The organism is Cycloclasticus zancles 78-ME (assembly GCF_000442595.1).
In the GTDB taxonomy this organism is placed as follows: Bacteria; Pseudomonadota; Gammaproteobacteria; order Methylococcales; family Cycloclasticaceae; genus Cycloclasticus; species Cycloclasticus pugetii.
This window is the reverse complement of the sequence record NC_021917.1, coordinates 909,880-932,386: the sequence shown is the minus strand read 5'-3', so window position 1 is coordinate 932,386 and position 22,507 is coordinate 909,880. Positions and strand designations below refer to the sequence as shown.

23 protein-coding genes are annotated in these 22,507 nt (G+C 40.9%); 5 read left to right on the top strand and 18 right to left on the bottom strand.

Translation table 11 applies throughout. The features are described 5' to 3' along the window. The first annotated feature begins 25 nt into the window (after window positions 1-25). Window positions 26-1,801 (top strand): hypothetical protein, encoded by a 1,776-nt coding sequence (locus CYCME_RS04625; protein WP_020932260.1) that lies wholly within the window; start codon window positions 26-28, stop codon window positions 1,799-1,801. 31 nt (window positions 1,802-1,832) lie between these two features. After that, on the top strand, window positions 1,833-3,908 hold the full coding sequence (locus CYCME_RS04620) for an EAL domain-containing protein (RefSeq protein WP_020932259.1): 2,076 nt from the start codon (window positions 1,833-1,835) through the stop codon (window positions 3,906-3,908). On the opposite strand, the gene CYCME_RS04615 is transcribed toward CYCME_RS04620, so the two are convergent. The 4 genes from CYCME_RS04615 to prmB all read right to left on the bottom strand — a co-directional run bounded on the left by CYCME_RS04615 (window position 3,905) and on the right by prmB (window position 8,284). Continuing rightward, entirely contained in the window at window positions 3,905-4,804 is a 900-nt protein-coding gene (locus CYCME_RS04615) for a 5'-nucleotidase (protein ID WP_015006327.1), read from the bottom strand. The genes CYCME_RS04620 and CYCME_RS04615 overlap by 4 nt on opposite strands. Window positions 4,805-5,007: 203 nt before the next feature. Beyond that, complete coding sequence (locus CYCME_RS04610; RefSeq protein WP_020162440.1) at window positions 5,008-6,198, bottom strand: MFS transporter; 1,191 nt, start codon at window positions 6,196-6,198, stop codon at window positions 5,008-5,010. Window positions 6,199-6,232: 34 nt separating this feature from the next. Beyond that, window positions 6,233-7,339, bottom strand: coding sequence for a chorismate synthase (gene aroC / locus CYCME_RS04605; RefSeq protein WP_020932258.1), 1,107 nt, complete (start codon window positions 7,337-7,339; stop codon window positions 6,233-6,235). A gap of 24 nt (window positions 7,340-7,363) precedes the next feature. Further along, window positions 7,364-8,284 (bottom strand): 50S ribosomal protein L3 N(5)-glutamine methyltransferase, encoded by a 921-nt coding sequence (prmB, locus tag CYCME_RS04600; protein ID WP_020932257.1) that lies wholly within the window; start codon window positions 8,282-8,284, stop codon window positions 7,364-7,366. A gap of 101 nt (window positions 8,285-8,385) precedes the next feature. On the opposite strand from prmB, the gene CYCME_RS04595 reads away from it, so the two are divergent. Genes CYCME_RS04595 through CYCME_RS04585 form a run of 3 tightly spaced genes read left to right on the top strand, consistent with a single transcriptional unit; the run spans window position 8,386 to window position 11,252 of the window. Further along, the gene (locus CYCME_RS04595) at window positions 8,386-9,624 is read left to right on the top strand and encodes an HDOD domain-containing protein (protein WP_020932256.1); all 1,239 of its coding nucleotides are present in this window, start codon (window positions 8,386-8,388) and stop codon (window positions 9,622-9,624) included. A gap of 18 nt (window positions 9,625-9,642) precedes the next feature. Continuing rightward, a complete protein-coding gene (locus CYCME_RS04590) occupies window positions 9,643-10,959 on the top strand; it encodes a flagellar hook-length control protein FliK (protein WP_020932255.1) in 1,317 nt (438 codons plus the stop codon). Then, window positions 10,959-11,252, top strand: coding sequence for an EscU/YscU/HrcU family type III secretion system export apparatus switch protein (locus CYCME_RS04585; protein ID WP_020162445.1), 294 nt, complete (start codon window positions 10,959-10,961; stop codon window positions 11,250-11,252). Before CYCME_RS04590 ends, CYCME_RS04585 begins: the two co-directional genes overlap by 1 nt. On the opposite strand, the gene CYCME_RS04580 is transcribed toward CYCME_RS04585, so the two are convergent. The 14 genes from CYCME_RS04580 to fliN all read right to left on the bottom strand — a co-directional run bounded on the left by CYCME_RS04580 (window position 11,249) and on the right by fliN (window position 22,505). Beyond that, window positions 11,249-11,641 carry a DUF2802 domain-containing protein gene (locus CYCME_RS04580; RefSeq protein WP_015006334.1) on the bottom strand — a complete coding sequence of 131 codons (393 nt, stop codon included), beginning with the start codon at window positions 11,639-11,641 and terminating at the stop codon, window positions 11,249-11,251. The genes CYCME_RS04585 and CYCME_RS04580 overlap by 4 nt on opposite strands. After that, complete coding sequence (locus tag CYCME_RS13070) at window positions 11,641-11,802, bottom strand: hypothetical protein (protein ID WP_020932254.1); 162 nt, start codon at window positions 11,800-11,802, stop codon at window positions 11,641-11,643. Before CYCME_RS13070 ends, CYCME_RS04580 begins: the two co-directional genes overlap by 1 nt. A gap of 17 nt (window positions 11,803-11,819) precedes the next feature. Next, window positions 11,820-12,833: a flagellar motor protein MotD gene (gene motD, locus CYCME_RS04575; protein WP_020162447.1), complete on the bottom strand. Its 1,014-nt coding sequence runs from the start codon at window positions 12,831-12,833 to the stop codon at window positions 11,820-11,822. A 3-nt stretch (window positions 12,834-12,836) separates the two neighbouring features. After that, a complete protein-coding gene (locus tag CYCME_RS04570; protein WP_016390021.1) occupies window positions 12,837-13,574 on the bottom strand; it encodes a flagellar motor protein in 738 nt (245 codons plus the stop codon). 92 nt (window positions 13,575-13,666) lie between these two features. Next, on the bottom strand, window positions 13,667-14,362 hold the full coding sequence (locus tag CYCME_RS04565) for an RNA polymerase sigma factor FliA (protein WP_198003986.1): 696 nt from the start codon (window positions 14,360-14,362) through the stop codon (window positions 13,667-13,669). Window positions 14,363-14,394: 32 nt separating this feature from the next. Further along, complete coding sequence (locus tag CYCME_RS04560; protein WP_015006339.1) at window positions 14,395-15,252, bottom strand: MinD/ParA family protein; 858 nt, start codon at window positions 15,250-15,252, stop codon at window positions 14,395-14,397. Next, window positions 15,245-16,549: a flagellar biosynthesis protein FlhF gene (flhF, locus tag CYCME_RS04555; protein WP_020932253.1), complete on the bottom strand. Its 1,305-nt coding sequence runs from the start codon at window positions 16,547-16,549 to the stop codon at window positions 15,245-15,247. Before flhF ends, CYCME_RS04560 begins: the two co-directional genes overlap by 8 nt. Before the next feature lie 23 nt (window positions 16,550-16,572). Then, on the bottom strand, window positions 16,573-18,663 hold the full coding sequence (gene flhA / locus CYCME_RS04550; RefSeq protein WP_020162449.1) for a flagellar biosynthesis protein FlhA: 2,091 nt from the start codon (window positions 18,661-18,663) through the stop codon (window positions 16,573-16,575). Window positions 18,664-18,687: 24 nt separating this feature from the next. Then, window positions 18,688-19,833, bottom strand: coding sequence for a flagellar biosynthesis protein FlhB (gene flhB, locus CYCME_RS04545; RefSeq protein WP_015006342.1), 1,146 nt, complete (start codon window positions 19,831-19,833; stop codon window positions 18,688-18,690). A gap of 1 nt (window position 19,834) precedes the next feature. Then, entirely contained in the window at window positions 19,835-20,590 is a 756-nt protein-coding gene (gene fliR / locus CYCME_RS04540) for a flagellar biosynthetic protein FliR (RefSeq protein ID WP_223253231.1), read from the bottom strand. A gap of 39 nt (window positions 20,591-20,629) precedes the next feature. Next, the gene (gene fliQ, locus CYCME_RS04535) at window positions 20,630-20,899 is read right to left on the bottom strand and encodes a flagellar biosynthesis protein FliQ (RefSeq protein WP_020932251.1); all 270 of its coding nucleotides are present in this window, start codon (window positions 20,897-20,899) and stop codon (window positions 20,630-20,632) included. Between the two features lie 12 nt (window positions 20,900-20,911). After that, on the bottom strand, window positions 20,912-21,643 hold the full coding sequence (gene fliP, locus CYCME_RS04530) for a flagellar type III secretion system pore protein FliP (RefSeq protein ID WP_020932250.1): 732 nt from the start codon (window positions 21,641-21,643) through the stop codon (window positions 20,912-20,914). After that, window positions 21,640-22,074 (bottom strand): flagellar biosynthetic protein FliO, encoded by a 435-nt coding sequence (gene fliO / locus CYCME_RS04525; protein ID WP_020162452.1) that lies wholly within the window; start codon window positions 22,072-22,074, stop codon window positions 21,640-21,642. Before fliO ends, fliP begins: the two co-directional genes overlap by 4 nt. Beyond that, complete coding sequence (fliN, locus tag CYCME_RS04520) at window positions 22,074-22,505, bottom strand: flagellar motor switch protein FliN (protein WP_020162453.1); 432 nt, start codon at window positions 22,503-22,505, stop codon at window positions 22,074-22,076. The genes fliO and fliN overlap by 1 nt, the downstream gene beginning before the upstream one ends. Between the last annotated feature and the right edge of the window lie 2 nt (window positions 22,506-22,507).

The following is a 22,507-nucleotide window of genomic DNA, read 5'->3' as shown; positions in this document are numbered from 1 at the left end:
TAAATACTGACTTAAGAAACACCACATGGATATGCACAAAAAATTCACGGATAGAATTGGGCCTTTCGCAACTAAATCTCACGTAGATTTGCCTTTTGAGCCTAATACAAGATCCTGCCAAGAGTGGGTAGACGACTTGCCGATCTTAGACGCTGCATCGACAGCAGGAATAATGTTGACAGCAACGCAAGGGCTATTATCAACGACCGTTGCCCCCTACACTAAATTCAAAATTTCTGAGGTAGTTAGCCCTTATGTTATAAAACTAACTATCCTTAGTCTCAAAACGATAGAAAACTCCAACCTTCCGTTAAGCCAAAAACAAGCTAAGTTATCAACACAAATTTTAAATATCTTAACCAACACCCAAAATGTATATCAAAATATTGTTCGTTCAACATGTTTTATTGAAAACAATTTTGATAAAAACAATAACAATAAATCTGTTTTTTCTGAACATGAAAAAGGCCTTATTATCTTTAGAGCCATAGAACTTCAGGGCATTATTCAGCTTTTTGATGCTCTAGTCTACAGACCCACTGACCATAACTTCTGGAATAACTTAAATGCCCTATATATGCTTGCTGAAGGGTTAAACATTCATCAGTTAGAATATTTGACAATAGATAAAAGAAAACACACAACCATAGAAAATGAATTTAAAAAAAATCACTTTTTCCATTTAGCCAGTCCGAATAGGTTTAACCGACACGACATAAAAACTATTCAGCGTATTTTGTCTATACAGGCTAATAACATTTTAATATCATCAAAACCACAAGCATCAGCGACCTTTTATATTGACATTTCATTACCTAAGCCCGCTTCTCACTTGATCAACTTAAATATAAATGATCATTGTAGATTTATAGATAATGAGAAGCTTTTAAAATTCATTTGTAGTGATCACATCATGTCCCCCAAAAGGTATGACTCAATTTCACTTATGTCTGACAAACCTACCTTATCAAAAATAACAATCCAAAGATTACTTCCTAGCTGGAGTACTTTTCAAAACCGACGGTCAGTAAGGCATGAAAAAATTGAAGAGGTTCTTGTCTACCCTGGCTTTGACAGTATCATTAGAGCTTTAGTTATTGAGCAAAACCCCGAACACTTCAATAATAAATCAGCACAGCAACAAAAGAACTCGATCAACTTTAATGTCGAGAATCTAGAAATAATACCAATGGAGTTACACCAAAGAAATTACCATAAATCTAGTAATGCCCTCGTGAATAAAGCTCTTAAAGCGACTGCCGAGAGCACGCTCAAAGAGACTAACAAATACTCTCTTTCTGCAGAAAAAATCTGGAAAGCCCAATATGCTCTAAACCCAGGTGAAAAAGGCGAAAAAGTAACCGCGCACATTGGAGATAGTAGCTTACAAGGCTTAAGGTTTAATATCACTTCTAATAACAAACCTCTTTTGAAAGCTTGCGATATTATCTGTCTTAAATCAAAAAATGGGTTACTCCAATTAGCGATTATTAGACGTATCAACAAACTTGATGACGGCGATATTTCTGTGGGCGTAGAAATGATGTCACCTAGCCTTAAAATTGCTAATATCAATTTCCATGATAAGGAGCTCCACCCAAAACCCGTCATTTTCCTCCAAAGCATTCCCAATATTCATCAGCCTGACTCAATTATCACCCCATTTTTACTAGACAACACTACTAAAAATATCGCGTTAATAACAAAGGGCAACACCGATTATTATCGTATTGGTACAGCAATTGAAACAAATCAAGTTTTTAACCATTACACAGTGTTAAAAGAAACGAATCTAGATTAAGGTATGCAATAACATAATACTTGGCTAATAGATGACTAAGAGGACTGTACTAACTGTTGATTTTTCAACAAAAGAAATTAAGGCTTTAGAACTTGCATTGAACACAACAAAAACCGATGTCACTTTAACGCCAACAACTATTAACCGTCTAAAACCGGAGTCATACTCTGATGCGAACCTAGTCGTTGTAAAATTAAACGATGATGACTCTAAAAACGAAGATTTAATACGAAAAGTAAAACAGTACTTTCTTCACTTCCCCATAATTTTACTGACAGAAAGACACCTAAGCAGCAAGGAAGTCAAGCTTTACGATGCTAATAACATTATCGATATTCGCAGCTTTAACCCTGTTCTTTTGGTCGCTAAATCTATCGCCCGTGAGGTAACCTTACAGCATAATAAATATTTATTACACCAAGTTAATTCACAGTTTAAAAATGAATCTTACCGGTTCGAGTCTTTTCTAAAACATACCGAAGACGGTGTCGCGCTTATCCACGATGGGCAATATTGGGCAACCAACTCAGCCTATAAACGTATTTTTAACATTCCTGATGATGAAAACATTATTTGCAAACCCGTTATGGAGTTCAGCACCCCAACATCTTGCCCTGTCCATGGTAATCCATCTAAAAGAAACTTCAATACGTCGCTAGAATCGTTACCTGATGAAACCGTCTTATCAGTTCTTATACAAACTCGAGATGGCGACTCATTTATCACCACTCTCTATAAAACGGATTGCTTTGTTAAAGAGCAGCTTTGCACACAAATCTTAATTCATAACCCCGATGCATGGAGTAGCGTAGAAAAAGGCTTCACCGACCTACGAACCTTTGACCATGAAACTGGCTTGTACAACAAAAGATTTGTGACTGAATATATTGATAAAGAGATAGCCAGTGAAGAAGCACATGGCTCGCTGGCCATTATTCTGATTGATGACTTCCGCACTATTCGAGAACAGCATGGTATTAATTATACCGACGACGTTATTCGCTCCCTAAGCCGCACGATTAACGAAACCTGCTCGCAAAATGATATTCTTGCGCGCTATGGTGATGCTGTCTTCACCTTGTTTTCAGATGAGCTTGGGCGCTCTGAGTTTTTGTTAAGCTGTCAAAAAATACTAACCCAAGTTAACAACACCCTCTTTGGCGATGATAGCCAATACATTAAATTAACCTTAAGTATTGGTGTTAGTTTTATTGACCCGCGAGTCACCACCTCTAAACAACTCACCTCACAGGCTGATAAAGCCTGTGACAAAGCCAGTTCTCATGGTGGCAACCAAATTCATGTCTTTGATTCTGTCACGACACCCTTAACCGTTATCATCGATGAGGCAAAAAACACGCATTTGATACAATCTGCTTTAGAACAAGACAGACTTCACCCGTTATACCAACCCATTGTGGAACTATCCCAGAAAAAAACTGAAAATTATGCGGTGCTACTTAGAATTCTTGATAGCAAGAATGCACATATCCCACCCGATCATTTTATTTTAACAGCCGAAAAAACCGGCTTAATCAGCCAGCTTGATGAGTGGGTATTGAAAAGCACCCTAGAACAAATCAAAGAAGCCTCTCGCCAAGGGATTAAAAGAAAATTCTTTATTTCTATCTCTAATATTACCTACCGAAATACACCGTTCATAGAAACGCTTGTGAGTGAATTAAAGTTCTATAATATAGATGCCAGTTTATTGGTTTTCCAAATCAGCTTTTCCGATGTAAAAATTGAACCCACTGTTTTAAAGAATTTCATCACCGTCATTAAAAAAGAGTGTGGTTGTCAAATCGCTTTTGACCAGATTGGTTTTAGTCAAATCACTGACAGCATATTAAAAGAGTACCATGTTGATTACTTAAAAATAGACGGTACGTTTAGTCAAAACTTACTTAACAATGAAGAGTCACAACAAACCATTAAAGATCTTATTCAAGTCACTCGCAGAAATAACGTAAAAACAATTGCAAAGTCGGTTGAGAATGCAAATACACTCGCGCTGCTTTGGAACCTTGGTATTGACGCAGTACAGGGCTATTTCTTACAAGAACCCTCCGACATCATGCGTTTTGACTTTGACCTTAACAACTAATCTTCATTTGCCACGCCATGAGGCACATGTCCAGTAGCAACGTGTAGTTGAGCAGACTCGCAGTGCGCTGCTTGATCATCAAAGAAAATATCAGCACCAAATGATTTTAAAAACTCACCTTTTGCTAGCCCACCTAAAAAAAGCGCCTCATCAATTCTAATATCCCAAGAACGAAGTGTTCGAACAACACGCTCGTGGGCTGGCGCTGAACGAGCCGTTACCAACGCTGTGCGCACAGGGGATATTTCTTCAGCAAACTGACTTTGTAAATTATGTAAGGCAGATAAAAAGGATTTAAAGGGACCGCCAGACATCGGTTCTTTAGCTGATACCTGCTCATTTTCAGTAAACGCATCCAGCCCTTTTTCCTTATATATTCTCTCCGATTCATCAGAAAAAATAACCGCATCACCATCAAAGGCTATCCGTAACTGATCATTAGCAGCATCCGTGCCTTTACCAGACAAAATAGTCGCTGCAGCATGCCCTACCTCCAACGCCTTACGTACATCTTCTGGAGAGGTTGAGAGAAACAAGTCCACTTCAAAGGCTGAGATATAACCAAACGGGCTATTACCACTGGTAAAAGCAGCACGCTTTATATCTAAATCATGTTCGCGTATTGAGTTAAATACCCTAAGTCCAGTATCGGCGCTATTTCTTGATAATAAAATCACCTCAACTGATGCCTCAGGTAATCGTTTGTTCAAGCCCAAAAGCTTTTTCACTAAAGGGTAAGCCACCCCGGGGTTTAAACTCTCATCCTCCCTAGCAATTTGATAAGCGCAGTACGCTGCTTTGCCTTCTGTTTCAAACACTTTATTCGATTCGACTAAATCAAATAATGCCATTGAAGAGATCCCAATCGTTAATTTTTTAGAACCTGATGATTGCATGATGAATACCCCTATTTCGCTCGTCCATATTAAATCATGTAGATAAGCCCCATAAAAGAAGCCCTTTGCCATGTACAACTAGTTGAAGATTCAAGCAGTACTGACGATATTAGTTGTTTATAAAGCCTCTATCAATAACTCATATAAGCATAAACTAACTGCTAGTTTATTTGTTCATCTGTTGAAATCAGATCAGCGCTTAATTAGACAGAACTAATGCCTTCGCCTGTGGCTGCTAAGTCCTCAGAATTACCTCGTTCCACCCAGTTCCATGCAACAAAAAATGCTATTGCACTCAAGAAAGAGGCCATAGTAAATACCCATTGCGAACCAAACGCATCCCAAAGAAAGCCCGCTAGCAGCCCACCAAACATGCCACCTGCCCCATAACCAATACTCGTATATAAAGCCTGGCCTTTATCTTGCGCCGCACCTTTAAAGTAGTGATGTGTTAACTGTATGCAAACAACATGAAATGAGCCAAAAGATGCGGCATGTAATAGTTGCGCCACTAACAGCGCGACCAAACTTTCTGCTAGCCAAGCAATAATTAACCATCTAATAATGGTTAAAAATATACTTAACAATAAAACAAACCGTAATTGAAGATGATGAAAAAGCTTCTGAATTATGATAAATATCGCAATTTCAGCAAAGACGCCTAACGACCATAACAGGCCTATTTCAGTTTCGTTGTAATCTAACTTATCGAGTAATATCGAAAAAAATGCGTAATAGGCTCCATGTGAGGCTTGCATTAAAAAAACCACCATAAAAAATGCGACTATTGCCTTTTTGCTCAAAATGGAATAAATCGTAGGTCCCTTTGTTGGATGTTTTTTTCGCCCTTTTTCACTCAGCAGCAAGCTAGATAAAAAAATCATCACCAAGCACAGACTGACCAAGAGCGGCCATTCATCTAAACCGATGACTGTCAGCACATAGCCAACACCCAACACCGTCACAACAAACCCCACCGAACCCCATAACCTTATTCCGCTATATAGGTTTGTTCGCTGCGCCAATTTAGTTAATGTCACTGCCTCAAACTGCGGCAACATGGCATTCCAAAAAAAACTAAAAACAAAAAATATCAACAAGATAGCAACAAATTCTTGCTCAAATAGCACACAGGTATAAGCCGCCGCGGATACAAAAGAGGCCAACTGGATCAGTCTCATTCGGTCATTAAACCCTGAAGATATCCAAGCTAAAATACTCGGCGAAACCAGCTTAGTTCCTTGCATCACAGCAAAAACCAAACCTACTTGCACAGCCATATAGCCAATAGAATTTAAATACAGGCCTAAATACGGCGTGAGTGCACCTAAGGATGCAAAATAAAAAAAATAGAACCCAGATAACCGCCAATAAGGCAATTTTTGATTAGCCAACGAAATAAACCTTATGCCAGACTATTAGTGAACACTATAACGAGCTGTCTCCCGCTGGAATAATAGGTGCCGCTGATTTCACATCACTGTTTTGTCCTGTGTGTCTTAGCATATGATCCATTAACGTAATGGCCATCATCGCTTCTGCAATGGGGGTTGCTCTAATGCCTACACAAGGATCATGTCGTCCTTTAGTAACAACCTCTATGGGCTGCCCATGTATATCGACAGACTGACCAGGAATTCGTAAACTGGATGTGGGTTTCAAGGCGATACTGGCCGAAATCGCCTGACCAGTAGAAATACCTCCTAAAATACCGCCGGCATGATTACTGAGGAATCCTTCTGGCGTTATTTCATCTCGAAACGCCGTACCTAGCGCCTCCACACAGCCAAAGCCCCCTCCAATTTCAACACCTTTGACGGCATTAATACTCATTAAAGCATGCGCCAGTTCGGCATCAAGGCGATCAAAAATCGGCTCACCCAACCCTACAGGGACACCTGTTGCAGTAACATTGACCCGTGCACCAACAGAATCGCCTGATTTTCTCAATGCATCCATATAGTTTTCTAATTCACCTACTTTACTGGGATCTGGACAAAAAAATGGATTTTCATGGACATAGGCCATATCAACCACATCAATTTTAATTGGTCCTAATTGAGCCAAATACCCTTTAATTTCAACACCAAATTTCTCTCGCAAATATTTTTTTGCAATACCGCCAGCGGCTACTCTCATTGCCGTTTCACGGGCAGAAGAACGCCCACCACCACGATAGTCACGAAAACCATACTTATGCTGGTAGCTATAATCTGCATGCCCAGGTCTAAAGGTTTCTTTGATATTCGAATAATCCTTAGAACGCTGGTCTGTATTTTGTATCAACAGCCCAATAGAAGTCCCTGTTGTTTTCCCCTCGAACACACCCGATAAAATTTTTACTTCATCAGCTTCACGTCGTTGTGTTGTGTGTCTTGATGTACCAGGTTTTCTTAAATCAAGATCACCTTGTAAGTCTGCCTCGCATAGCTCTAATCCCGGAGGACAGCCATCTACAATACAGCCAATAGCCGGACCATGACTTTCTCCAAAACTAGTCACCGTAAAAATTTTTCCTATTGAATTTCCTGACATATTCGTATTATTACTGTTAATTAATTACGCTAGTTTAGCTTGAAATAGCGTGTGATATTTTAATAATTGTTCTTTCGTTAACATGAAAACACCATGTCCACCATACTCAAACTCTTGCCATAGAAAGGGGACTACTGGGTAACATTGTTGCAAAGCCTCATCTGTGTTTCCAACTTCAACATAAAGCACCCCACCTTCTTTTAAATATTCTGGAGCCTTCACAAGAATGTTATGCACCAATTCTAAACCCGATACTCCACCATCCAAACCAAGTTGAGGTTCTTTATAAAACTCGTCAGGTAAATTAGAAAGCTCCTCATGCCCAACATATGGCGGGTTACTAATAATCAGATCATATTGCCGATTCGCCAAGCCTTCAAATAAATCTGACTCTATAGCCTCTATCCTGTCTGCAAGCTTATGCCGCTGTATATTTTTATTAGCAACATTTAACGCCAACGCTGAAATATCTGCCAAATCAACCTTTGCCTCAGGAAAGCTAAACGCACTAGCAATCCCTATGCAACCGCTGCCGGTACATAAATCTAGAATACTATTTATTTTTGAGCTATCCACCCAAGGAGCAAACCGGTCTTCAATAAGTTCTGCGAATGGCGAACGAGGGACAAGAACATTATTATCAACAAAAAAAGGTAGGCCAGCAAACCACGCTTCACCCACTAAATAGGCAGCAGGAATTCTTTCTACTATTCTACGCTCAAAAGCATCTAAAACTTTTTGCTGTTCATCAACACTCACCTCTGACGATAATATCTGCTCATTATCTAACGGTAAATTCTTTGTGATGCCCAGCACAATATAACTGGCTTCATCTAGTGTATTATCTGTCCCATGGCCAAAATAAAGCCCTGCATCAGCAAATAAATTAGCGCCCTCAGTAATGAGTTCATTAATTGTCTTTATTTTTTGTATTTTAATTGTCATAAGGGCATAGAAAGGGCTATATTTAACTGAATAAATTAATGGGTGATAATTTTAACTCAATTAATACCTTATCAAAGCAGTTTAAAAAAGCAGTTTAAATAATGTCCAGCAGAAGCTTAACAAACGAAGAAGTTAACTCTCTATTTCCTATCAGAAATTTCTCTGATAATAGTAAACAACAACTTCAAGGAATGGTAAAAACAGAACAATATGATGCTAATAGTATTTTATTCTCTGTGGGAAAAAGTGACGATAAGCAAATTTATTTGTTAGAAGGCAAAGTACAACTGACGTTTGCTAACAACAAAGAAAGAATCATTGAAGGTGGTAAAATAGAAGCACGTTTCCCCATTAACAACTCGTTACCACACCAAGCTACGGCTACTGCCGTTGAAGAAGTCACCGTTTTATCTATTGAGCGCAGCACATTAGATAATTTATTAAACGAAGCACTACCCAACAGTAATATGGCAATTCTCGAGGAAAGTGAAGACCCCTTGCTATACAACCAACTTTACTTTGAAATCACTCAAGAGATGCAAGCTAATAAACTTACCTTACCATCTATCCCTGAAACAGCTATAAAAGTTCGTAAAGCAATCTCGAATCCTCACGCAACCTCGGACACTATTGCGCAACTTACTCAGCAAGATCCTGCCATAACCGCTCAGCTAATCAAAGTCGCTAATAGTCCATTGTTTAGGGGCCGCGAAAAAATTGAATCACTTCCTCTTGCAATAACTCGACTAGGTATAAAAGCGACTAGCAATCTCGTTACAACATTTACCATGAGAATGGTTTTTAATGCTAAAACAAAAGACATAAAGGATTTGATCTCAGCGTTATGGCTTCACAGCCGAGATGTCTCTGGAATTTGTGCTGTGATGGCTAAAAAGCTCAAAGGTTTTAATACCGATAAGGCCATGCTGGCCGGCTTAATACACGATATCGGCTCCATTCCTATTTTAACTCATGCAGATAAACACCCAAACTTAATACATAACAAAACAGATGTTCAATATACACTTAAAAAGCTCTCCCCTGTTCTTGGAAAGATGGTCTTAAAAAAATGGAATTTCACTGACGATTTTATTGAATTAACTAGTAATGCTGAAAATTGGGAACGAAAAAATGACCAGCCTGCTAATTATACAGACCTTATTATTGTTGCCCAATTACTTAGTTTTAGAAACACTCTCCACCAAGATAGCTACCCAGAAGCCTCATCCACACCTGCTTATAACCGGCTATCTAAACTATTAAGAGACCCTAATGACTCTCTTGATGTGCTGGAAAACTCGCAAGAAGAACTAGCTCTAGTTAAACAACTTTTCAATTAAATAGCGACTTTTTTTTCATTGGAAATACCTAGCCTCCCAACCCGCGTAACAACAGCAACTAGGGAGACTGCTTTAATTATAGACAAGCTCCAAACCGGCCAACCCTTACAAGTAAAAATAGTCGATCAATTAGCCAATAAGCATGACGTTATTATCCGTTTAGGTAATCAACTGATAGCGGTAAAAACAAATATTCCCGTCACTGTTGGTCAAACGATTAACGTGATAGTCGACAGAACGCCTACTGAACTGATCCTAAACGTTAAACAGCCACCACAAGCCAATCAACAAATACCGTTAAGCTTACGTCACTTACTTCCAAAACAAACTCCCGTCAGTGATTTCCATCAGCCACTCGGCGAAGTGCTTGCTGGGATTAATAAGCAAACAGTTCAATCAGCGCTGACTCAGTCAAAAGAACTGGCGCTGCAATTACTTCAGCTTCGGCGTTTAGCCAATAATATTATTCACACCTTGCCCAAGCAAAAAAATATAACAACAGCTGCGGGACTAAAAGACGCAGTCCAGCACTCAGGTGTGTTTTTAGAACCAACCTTACAAAAAATGCTGTTGGACAATAAAGCCGCTTTAAAAAACCATTCTGATAACGCAACAACGAAACATCAGCTTCCACTCGAACATTTAGCCACTAAAGCATTAAACCAACAATCTACTGAGCTCTCTCGCGTTGATATAAAGGCAAACCTTATTAAACTCATACAATTATTGAATGCCTGGCCAAACTCCACAGCAAGCCAACAAAAAGCGCAGCCACAAAGGCTAACGAAAGAAGCGGCACCATCGTCCTCAGTAAAACCTACCGTTATGACACAACAGGCAAGCGCAGCGCAATTATTCGACCAACAAATAAAGGCCTTACTCAATAAAACAGAAGGTGCGCTTTCTAAAATAACGCTAAACCAACTGGCAAGCAGCAATATCGATAACAGTACCGGCCGCCAAACATGGCAAATTGAAATTCCGTTTCTAAACCAACAAGCTACGGAGTCTGTTTTTCTAAAAATTGAACAAGAAGACCCCTCTCGTAAAAAAACGAATGAGACGAGCCCTCAATGGGTCGTTTCGCTTGAAATGAACCCTCCAAAATTAGGCCTCATTAAAAACAAACTCACACTTCAAAACCATCAAATCAGCAGTCATTTTTGGGCAGAACAACTCGAAACACGGCAGCTAATTGATCGTCACTTAAATACCTTCAAAGAACAACTTAGCCGCGCCAACTTAAAGACCGATAGTATTCAGTTACAAGAAGGGCCAGGCCCGATAATGCAAAACAACAAACCTAGCGAATCTATTTTAAGTGAGAAGGCCTAATGACTGACATAGTAAACCCTGCTGATATTGCCATTGCTTTAAAATACGACGGTCAACATGCACCTACTATAACCGCAAAAGGTAGGGGTGATCTTGCACAGGACATTATTGACCTTGCTATTGCTAATGACATCCCCTTTGATCACAACCCAGAATTAGTCAAAATACTCAGTAGTATTCCTCTCGGAGATGAAATTCCCGAAGCACTTTATATAGCCGTTGCAGAAGTCATTGCCTTTGCTTATTTACTATCCGGTAAAGTACCAGACAACTATACAGAGCAACCAGACTAAGCCTTATGTAAGCGAATCAGTAAACTGGCTTCATCAACTGTTAGGTGGCACTTTTCAACAATTTCATCAGCGCTAGCCCCTTTTTGCGCCAACTCTATCGCACCTTGGAACTCTTGTAAGTGCTCAAACGTATCGCTTTCTTCTAATTCTTCTATACGGCCCATTAAACTACGAACACGCCGCTCTGCCCCACCCACGCGCTCATCAACACCTAAACCACTCGCACAAAGGGCTGAAATATCATGTTGAACCGTGTTAAGTTTCTTACCAAGGTGGCTAACTGTAGACTCTAGTGCTTTAGTTCTACACCATTGTTTATAGGTTAGAAAAAACAGCATCACCACCGCCAACAGCAGCGCGGTAACAACTATAGGTATATAAAATTCCATCAAACCCTTTCGTCTATATGTTTAGGCACTGAGTCATCCTCAGTATCTTTTGGTCGTTGCTTTTCAATTTTTTTATTTGTTTGAGCATCTGGTTTATTTTTATTGTTCGGCTTAACAGGACGAACAGCTCTACTTGGTGTTATTTTATTTATACCGGTCATCTTTACTAACCCATATATTAATTCAAAAATTTATTAAACCGACTATTTTTGGCTTTCTCAAGCTTCTCTATTTTTTCAGCTGTCGATTCATTTGATTCACTCACATTACCCATTGGCAACTCAATCGCTTCTTGCAATTCGACCGCTTTCTTTTCAACAACCATAGGCTCTTCAATAACCGCCTGCGCTGATTTTCTTTTTTCTGCAAAACGTGAAATAGCATTCGATTGAACCACAATAACCACTCGTCTATTCCTTTCACGCCCTTCTGGGGTTCGGTTATCCTCAACTGGGTGGTGTTCGCCATAACCAACCGCCGCCAAACGTTGCGGATCGATCCCATATTTAGTCAATAAATGAACAACACTGGCTGAGCGTGCGGCAGATAATTCCCAATTAGAAGGGTATTCAAATGAATTTATCGGAATATTATCCGTGTATCCTTCTACTTGCACCGTATTATTTAATTTTCTAATTGGCTTGGCGACTTGCCATAAGACTCTTAACGCTTCATCAGACAAGCTCGCATTACCACTTCCAAATAACATTTTGCTGTTCAATTCAATTTCGACCCAAAGGTCATTTTTTTTAACCGACACAAGGTCACTATCTATTAATGGGGACAAACCAGACTCCAAATTGTCGGCTAACTGGCCTAAGACTTTCGCTTCACTTATTGTTTGATCACTGTCAATGTCACTATCAACAATTTTAGCTGTTTGTTGTGGTTTGGCCTCAGAAAATAGCTCAGGAATCATTTTATCGCCCCCTCCTTCCAGCTCCATCAGCCTTTCAATCAGCGCTTTATTTTGCAGAACATCGCCAATTTCTATTGGATTCATGGTTCTAGGCTGACCTTTAAAAGCGCCATCTAAAGTGCTTGATAACACTCTATATTTCCCTTCATTCACCGACGAGACCGAATACATCACCACAAAAAAGGCAAATAAAAGGGTAATGAAGTCCGCATAAGAAACCATCCATCTCTCATGGTTTTCAACCTCTTCAAGCTTTTTTTTGCGTCTTGCCATTGACTATAAATACCCTTGAAGCTTTATCTCAACATTCCGTGGATTTTCACCTTCGGCTATCGCCGCAATCCCCTCTATCATCATTTCTCGAGATTGCGAGTATGCTTGAATTTGAACTTTTAATTTGGAGGCCATAGGAATAAATAATAAGTTAGCTAAGCCTACACCATAGATGGTTGCAACAAATGCGGTTGCAATACCAGCTCCTAATTTACTTGGGTCGGACAAGTTTTGCATAACATGAATAAGACCCATAACAGCACCAATAATGCCGATTGTTGGTGCATAACTACCCATCGACTCAAACACTTTTGCACTCAGCAACTGCCTTTCTTCTAGCGCTTCTAATTCAAGCATTAATATATCGCGTATTACTTCTGGTTCAGCTCCATCGACCAATAATTGCATTCCTTTTTTAGCGAACTCATCTTCTTCATCATCAACAACCGCTTCTAGACCGAGTAACCCTTCACGTCTAGCAATTTCGCTCCATTCAATAATTTTAGTGATTGACTGTTTTAGCTTAAGCTTAGGAGGAAAGAGCACCCAGCTTAATAACTTAAGTGAACCAAAAAATATTTTTGCGGGTGATTGCAGCAAAACTGCGCCAATGGTTCCACCCAGCACAATCAAGGCTGCCGGGCCATTAATCAACGCAGACAGGTGGCCACCATCCATAAAATTGCCACCTAAAATAGCACCAAAGCCAATAATTACGCCCAAAATGGTCAAAATATCCAAATTACACTCTCCTGGTTTAGGGCGAATAACATCGAATGAAAAATCATCAATACAGCTCCATTGTCTTAATTATTAGGCTTAATACCTGATGCTTATGAGGGCGCATAATTTACCAAACGTGATTTCAAGCGAAGCATTGCTTGATTATTAATTTGACACGCTCGTGATTCACTTACCCCTAATACACTGCCTATTTCTTTTAAATTTAGTTCATTATCATAATACAATGATACGACCATTTGCTCTCTTTCCGGCAAGCTAGAAATGGCCCCTGCTAGTGCCACTCTAAAGTCTTCTTCATTGATGTTTTCTAAAATATTTTCTGTAGAGACTTGGTCGCTTTCTCCCTCCATCTCATCGGTACTGAATAACCGACAACATGTACTATCTTGCAATATTTTATGGTATTCCTCTATTGTGATATCTAGCAGCGCGGCTATTTCTGTGTCACGCGCATCTCGCCCAGTTTGCTGTTCAATACGTCGCATCGCTTCAGTAATTTGACGCGCTTTTCTATGCACCGACCTAGGCGTCCAATCGGTGCGCCTAACATCATCCAACATGGCGCCTCGTATGCGAATTCCAGCATACGTTGCAAAACTAGCCCCATAGTTATCTTTATAGTTATTAGAGGCTTCTAATAAACCTATCATACCTGCTTGAATAAGGTCTTCTACTAAAACAGTATCCGGTAGTTTCGCTAATAAGTGATAAGCAATGCGTTTAACTAAAGGCGCATGTGTAGCAACCAGTTCCCCAGCAGTTTTTGCTTGAAGGTTGGTATACATCGCAATGCCGTTCACTCCGTCAACTCTCCTATTTAACTCGCCTGAATAAGCCGTTCTACAAAAAACTCTAGATAACCTGCCGCACCCCGTTGCACAGGCCATCGATCAATTTTATTTGCTAGGTTTTTAATCGCTACGGCGGCGTGACTATTTGGCGCAGACTCAAGTACTGCTTGTTGTTTTTGAACTGACTTACGGAGACTTGGATCAAATGGAACAGCACCTGTAAAATACAGCGCTACATCAAGATATTGATCCGTGACTTTACAGAGCTTTTGGTACAGCATTTTCCCATGTTGAAGCGACTCCACCATATTGGTAATAATATGGAAGCGAGACAGGCCATGATCACGGTTTAACAACTTAATCAACGCATACGCATCGGTTAATGACGTTGGTTCATCACAAACAACAATCAACACCTCTTGACAAGCCCTTGCAAAATTAATCACACCGCCATGAATGCCCGCTGCGGTATCAACCAATAATAAATCAATTTCTTCTTGAAATTCGCTGAACGCATTAATAATCCCAGCTTGTTCCAGCGTGCCCATTTCTGCCATATGCTGAACACCTGATGAGGCTGGAATGACTTTTAAGCCCTGAGGGCCTTCAACAACAATTTCGTCTAACGTTTTTTCCCCACTTAACACATGGGTTAAATTAAATTCCGGGTGCAGCCCCAGCAAAATATCAACATTGGCTAACCCCATATCTGCATCAAGCAGCGCAACTTTTCGGCCTAATTTACAAAAAGCGATTCCCAGGTTTACAGATAAATTTGTTTTACCCACCCCACCTTTACCACTGGCTACTGCAATCACTCTCACAGGTTTTTTATTTGTCATCTGTTTCATTCCTGATGCTTGATTCAAGCCTTCTTTAAACATTCGCATGTCGCGAAGACCCATCTAATAACACAGATAAACCAATATCTTCTTCATCTGCTAATAATTCACTGGGTTCAATAAACGTTGCCATAAGCTCGCTGGCAGATGGGTAATGGAGATCTTCAGGTACTCGTTGCCCATCTGTTACAAAACCCAAGGGTATTTGTTGTTCAATAATGGCAGATAGTGCACTGCCAGGGCAATCTGTTTCATCCAATTTACTAAGAATGCAGCCTTTTGGCTCTGCATCTGCAAACGTTTTAATCACTTCGCGCATAGCCCTAGATTCGGTAGTCGCCGAAATGACCAAATAATTATCTATCTCAAACTTATCGTCTTGCAATAATTTGAACTGTTCTGTCATCCGAATATCTCGTTGACTCATCCCAGCTGTATCGATCAATACCAACCGTTTATCGACGAAATCCGTTAATGCATCTTGGAAATCCTCTTCGGTAGAAGCAACACGCATAGGCACACCTAAAATTCTAGCAAAATTACTCAATTGCTCATGAGCCCCAATACGGAAATTATCTGTTGTGATTAATGCTAATGAATCAGGCCCGTGACGCATTCTAAAACGTGCAGCAATTTTTGCGATAGTGGTGGTTTTACCCACACCTGTAGGGCCCACTAAAGCGACCAAACCACCGTCATCAAGTATTTTGTTCTCCATGATAGGTAGTGAATCGGCGGCTAGTGTTAAGCAATTAAGCCACGCCTCTTCAAGCTCTGTTTCTGTAACAACCGTTTCGGCCAACTTAACACTTAGTTTTTTTGAAAACCCGGTATCCAACAATCGTCTAATAACATCAATTCGTACTGGGTTTTGTTGCGTCCGGTCTGACCAAGACAATTCGTTTAATACGGTTCTAAACTCATGCCGCATCATGTCTAATTCATGTTTAACTGCCTTAATAGCTGGGTCTTCAACCCATGTTGGCTCAACCCCTGCCGGTTTGTTTTTTGCTGGTTTTGGTTTAACTAACCGTTGTTTCAGCGCCGGTTTTTTGTGGCCCGGCGTATAGTCCTCTCTAAACGCCTGCTTAGGCGGCTCATTCCAGTCTATTGACACCCTGTCATCTTTTAGCTCCTCATCCAACCTAGCATCTAGCAACGTTTCTTTCTTATCGGCCGCTGCTTGAATGGCTTGCTCATCATAATCCTTAGCCGCCACAATTTCGACGCCACCGTCTACTCTATTATTTGATAGGATAACCGCATCCGCACCCAGCTGCTCTTTGACCAGCTTAAGTGCTTCACGCATATCGGGAGCAAAAAAACGTTTAATTTTCATCGAATATAACCTCGTAAAGTCTATTATCCATTTTGCCCAACACTCCCAACAACACGAACTTGTCTATCCTCAGGGATTTCGTTATACGACAAAACATTTAATGTTGATATTGAGTGGCGAACAAAATGAGCTAACCAAGGGCGCAAAAAGCCAGAGACTAGAAGAACGGCACTTTTCCCTTCCATTTCTAGTTTTTGAGTACTTTCTTGCAATGCATTTATCATTCTTTCTGCTAACCCTGGTTCCAATCCTGCGCTACCATCTTCTGACGCTTGTAAGCTTTGTTGCAATAAGCGTTCCAAATCTGGATCTAAAGTAATCACTGACAGTTCACTGTCTAAGCCACTGATTTTCTGGACTATTGAGCGGCCAAGGGCAATTCTAACGGCCGCTGTTAATGCGCCAGCATCTTGACTGCTACGCCCATGTTCAATCAGTGTCTCGGCAATTGTTCGCATATCTCGAACCGGAATATTTTCCTGTAATAAATTTTGCAGCACTTTAACAACTGTACCTAATGAAATGGTTTCTGGTACTAAGTCTTCAACCAGTTTTGGCGCTGACTTTTTCAGCGTATCGAGCATTTGCTGGACTTCCTCATGGCCTAATAACTCATGCGCATGTGTTTGAATAATCTGACTTAAATGTGTTGCCACAACAGTCCCAGGGTCAACAACGGTATAGCCCATTGTTTGTGCTTGGTCCTTTTGCGATGAGTCAACCCAAACCGCGTCTAGACCAAACGCGGGGTCTTTTGTAGCAATGCCTTGAATATCACCAAATACTTGGCCTGGATTAATCGCCAATTCCCTATCAGGGTGAATTTCAACCTCGCCAATATTAACGCCCATCAATGTTAGGCGATACACATTCGGTGCCAAGTCTAGGTTGTCACGAATATGCACAGATGGAATTAAAAAGCCTAATTCTTGCGAGAGCTTTTTCCGTACCCCTTTAATTCTTGACATCAGCTCACCACCTTGCGTTTTGTCAACTAAGGGAATCAACCGATAGCCCACCTCTAGGCCAATCATATCGACTGGGGCCACATCATCCCAAGACAGTTCTTTTGGTTCATCTGGCAATGCTTGTACAGGCGAATCAAGCTCAACAGGTGTTAATTCTGCCTGTTGCTGTTTTTTATGCATTAAATAAGCAACATAACCTAAGGCACCGGCCAATGACATAAACACTAAGTTGGGCATTCCTGGAATCAACCCTAATACGCCAATAATCGCACCAGCAATAGCCAATGCTTTCGGGTTACTAAGTACTTGCAGTGACACCTGCTCACCCATATCTTGATTACTATTCACTCGCGTCACGATAATGGCTGTTGCGGTAGAGAGTAATAAGCCGGGGATCTGCGCCACAAGACCATCACCAATTGTTAGCAATGTGTAATATTCCATTGCTTGAGAAAAAGCCAAGTCGTGTTGCAACACACCCACACCAAGGCCGCCAACAATATTAATTAGTAGAATCAAAATGCCTGCAATAGCATCACCACGAACAAATTTACTAGCCCCGTCCATCGAACCATAAAAATCAGCTTCCTGACTAATCTCTGCTCGTCTGTCACGTGCTTCATCTTGTGTTAACAGCCCCGCATTTAAGTCTGCATCAATAGCCATTTGTTTACCCGGCATTGCATCCAAAGTAAACCGAGCGCTCACTTCTGAAACACGGCCTGCACCCTTTGTAACTACCACAAAGTTAATGATAATCAAGATGCTAAAAACTACTAAACCAACCGCGTAGTTACCACCAATAACAAACGCACCAAATGCTTCGATCACTTTACCGGCAGCATCACCACCATTATGCCCCTCAAGTAAAACCACCCGCGTTGATGCAACATTTAAACTAAGCCGTAATAGCGTAGCTACCAATAAGAAGCTTGGAAAAACAGCAAAATCCAGTGGCCGTAATGCATAAACCACTACCAATAAAACAATCAACGACAACGCAATATTAAAGGTAAATAACATATCCAGCAAAAAGGGTGGCAATGGCAGCACCAACATCGCCAAGATGACCATAATCAAAATGGGTGCACCTAAACCATTTCGCGCGAAATCTAATAAAATTTTTGAAATGTCGTTAAAATTCATCGTCTATTGCTACCTTGTTAAACGCTAATCGGTGTTGTTTGTATATTTTTTGTATTCATCTGGAATAGAAATATCACTTGGCGCGACTGGTTTCTTCCAGCGCTTTTGTGTTGCAATTCGTAATTGATAAACATATGCCAAGACTTGAGCTACCGCTAGGTAAAGCCCTTTAGGGACTTCTTGATCAATTTCCGTCGTAAAGAATAAGGCCCTAGCTAAAGGTGGCGCTGAAACCAGCGTAACCCCATTACCAACCGCAATATTCCTTATTTTCGCGGCTATTAAATCCGCACCTTTAGCAACAACGATGGGGGCATCGCTTCCACCTTCCTCGTATTTAAGTGCTACTGCAAAATGCGTGGGGTTGGTCACAATAACATCAGCCTGTGGTACCGCTTCTAGCATTCTTCCTTGTGACATTTCTTGTTGCAATTGACGTATTTTACCTTTTACTTCGGGCCGCCCTTCGGTCTGCTTCATTTCATCTTTCACTTCTTGAAGCGTCATTTTTAGCTTTTTCTTGTATTCCCATAAACTAAACGGCACATCAATCGCCACGACCAATAATAAAGACGAGCATAAAATGACAAAAGATAAGGTCATCACATCGCTGGCTCGAAGCAAGGCATTTTCTAACGGTAATTGACTAAGATAGATAAACTCGCGCAAATAGATATCCACTAACAAAGCCATAATGCCTAATATTAAGCCAAACTTAAGTAAAGATTTAACCAGCTCTATTAGACTGCGCATCGCGAACATTCGCTTAAAGCCTTCAAGCGGATTCATTTTGCTTGCCTTAGGAGCAAAGGCTTCAGCACTAAATGACCAGCCCCCCATCGCAATAGGGGCCGCTAACGCAGCAACCACCATCGCCGCTAAAAAAGGGGCCACGAACATTAGTGCCTCCTGCATAGCGAACTGAAGGCTGTTAATTGATGCTAAAGGGTCAAACAAAGTGCTTCTTTCTATCGTAAAAGCCTCTTCCATCACGCGCCACATGCCTTTCATGATGCGCTCACCGGTCATCCAAATCATCACCGAGCCCACCATTAAAACAACGACCGTATTCAGTTCTTTAGAGCGTGCAATATCACCCTTTTTTCGGGCGTCTTCCTCACGTTTGGCGGTGGGTTCTTCGGTTTTTTCTTGGTCGTTATCAGTCGCCATATCAACGCCTTATCCGTAAAAAGTCGCCAATCACACCATAACTTTCTGCCAGCAAATTGGTAAAATTTCCAAGTACTGACGTAAGGGTAACCCACATTAATAATGTTCCTAAAATGAGTGTAATGGGAAAACCAACCGCAAAAATATTAAGTTGTGGCGCTGCTCTTGTAACAACACCGAAGGCAATATTGACCATTAATAACGACACAATGGCTGGTAATGCCATTAATAGCCCAGCTGAAAAAATTCTGCTTGACCAGGCAATAATGGACCAAATGTCCGAACGCTCCATGCCGATATCACCAATCGGTAGGGTATTAAAACTATCGATCAACATTTCAATTAACACCAAGTGCCCCCCAAGTGTTAAAAACAAAAGAGTAGCCAGTACCAAATAAAATTGACTAACCACCGGTACGCTGACGCCGGTAGTTGGGTCCATCATCGAGGCAAAACCTAGGCCCATACTGTAAGCAATTCCCTGTCCTGCAAAAATAATAGCACTGAATACCAACTGCAAAACAAACCCCACTGACAGGCCAATCAATAATTGTTGCAACCCCGTCATAATGCCTTCATGACTCAACACATCAATCGCTCGGTGTTCAGGTAAAAGAGGAAGCGTAAAAAAAGTCACCATCAATGCTGCGCCAACAAGAATTTTATTATCAACAAAACGCCCACTAAACACAGGGATTGCAATAAACATGGCACTTATGCGAAGCAAGGGCCAAAAAAAACTCGATGCCCAAGCCATGATTTGTTGTTCACTATAGACCACGCTTAGAGTATCCGCTTAACCGATTAAATCAGGAATACTTAGATATGTTTGGCGCGTAAAATTAATAATTAAGCGCAACATCCATGGCCCGGCAATAGATAAAACAACAACGATGATCAATAACTTAGGAACAAAACTTAATGTCTGCTCATTAATTTGTGTTGCTGCCTGAAACATCGCAACAATAAAACCAATGGCTAACGCCGATAATAAAATAGGTGCCGATAAAAGGACCGTTACTTGCAAGGCTTGCTCGCCTAAATTCATGACGCTATCAGGTGTCATTAGTTCTACCTCCTAAGTAAAGAAGCTCGCGGCTAAAGTCTCCATAATCAGCGACCAGCCATCTACTAAAACAAATAACATCAGCTTAAATGGCAAGGAAATAATCAATGGAGATAACATCATCATACCCATCGACATCAAGACACTGGCCACGACCATATCGATGATAAGAAAAGGAACAAAGATCATAAACCCAATTTGAAACGCTGTTTTTAGCTCACTGGTCACAAACGCCGGTAATAACAGCGATAACGGCACATCTGACTCATCTGTGATAGGCTCCGCTCCAGAAATTCTGGCAAACATTTCCAAATCATCACTTCTGGTCTGGCGCAACATAAAGCCACGAAACGGCTCTATTGCTTTTGTAATAGCTATATCTGCCGCTATCTGATCGTTTAAATAAGGTTGCAGAGCCTCTTCATTCGCCTTTTCTAACACTGGCGACATAATGAAAAAAGTTAAAAATAAAGCCAGCCCCAACAAAATTTGATTGCTAGGTGTTTGTGGTGTGCCCATCGCTTGGCGAAGAATGGAAAAAACAATAATGATTCGTGTAAACGAGGTCATCATTACTAACAAGCTTGGTAAAACTGTCAGCAATGTCATAACTGCTAATATTTGCAGCGTGACCGAATAACTTTTACCGTCTCCAGCGATAGTAATGGCCTCAATGCCATTCGCCGCAAAACTAGTCATGGGAACAAGAGAGAAAAAAATAATAAACAATAGTGGCCTTTTCATTCTGCGCCCTTTTTATTCATTACTTTTTTTAAACTGTCTTGAAAAGCTGTCGGTACTGCTTCTTCCTGACTAAGGCTTTGAGATATTTCACCGGCCTCAAAGGTATGCAAGGTCACCACCCTACCCGGTGCAACACCAAGTAGCAGGTGTTGATTACCCGCCTGTATCAAGACTGCTTTTTCTCGATGCCCCAACGACACACCAGACAGTACTTTCAAATGACCTTTATGACTAGAGGCTAGCCCTGTAAAACGCTTTGCGGCCCAAGCAACGATAAGAATCAGCAATAAAACAAAGAACAAACCTATCGTCCACTGCGTTAGATTCGCTGTAGAGAACGGATCTACGCTATTCGAACCAATAGCAGTTGGCACCGATGAGAAGGCAGCTGTTGAAGTGAACATCAATGATAAAGCCCGTAAGTAGTTCATTACTTCAGCTTCTTTACTCGCTCGGCGGGGCTGATAATATCCGTTAAACGCAGGCCAAACTTATCATTCACAACCACTACCTCACCACGCGCGATAAGCGTTTTATTCACCAGCACATCCATCGGTTCACCAGCTAGGCGGTCTAACTCAATCACCGAGCCTTGGTTTAGCTGAAGTAAGTTACGAATACTGATCTTTGTATTACCCACTTCCATTGAAACAGTCACTGGCACATCTAAAATAACATCCAGGTTTATTTCGCTGTCCATGCTGCTAGGCGCGCTGGTATCAGAGACAGGTGCGAACGCTGCTGCTTGTGCATCATCATGTTCATTAGTACTCTCATCGCCCCAATCAGCATTGTTATCTGATGGCTCATTTGCTGTCCCACCTAGGTCAGAAGTGTCATTAGTATTATCGTCATCACTCATTT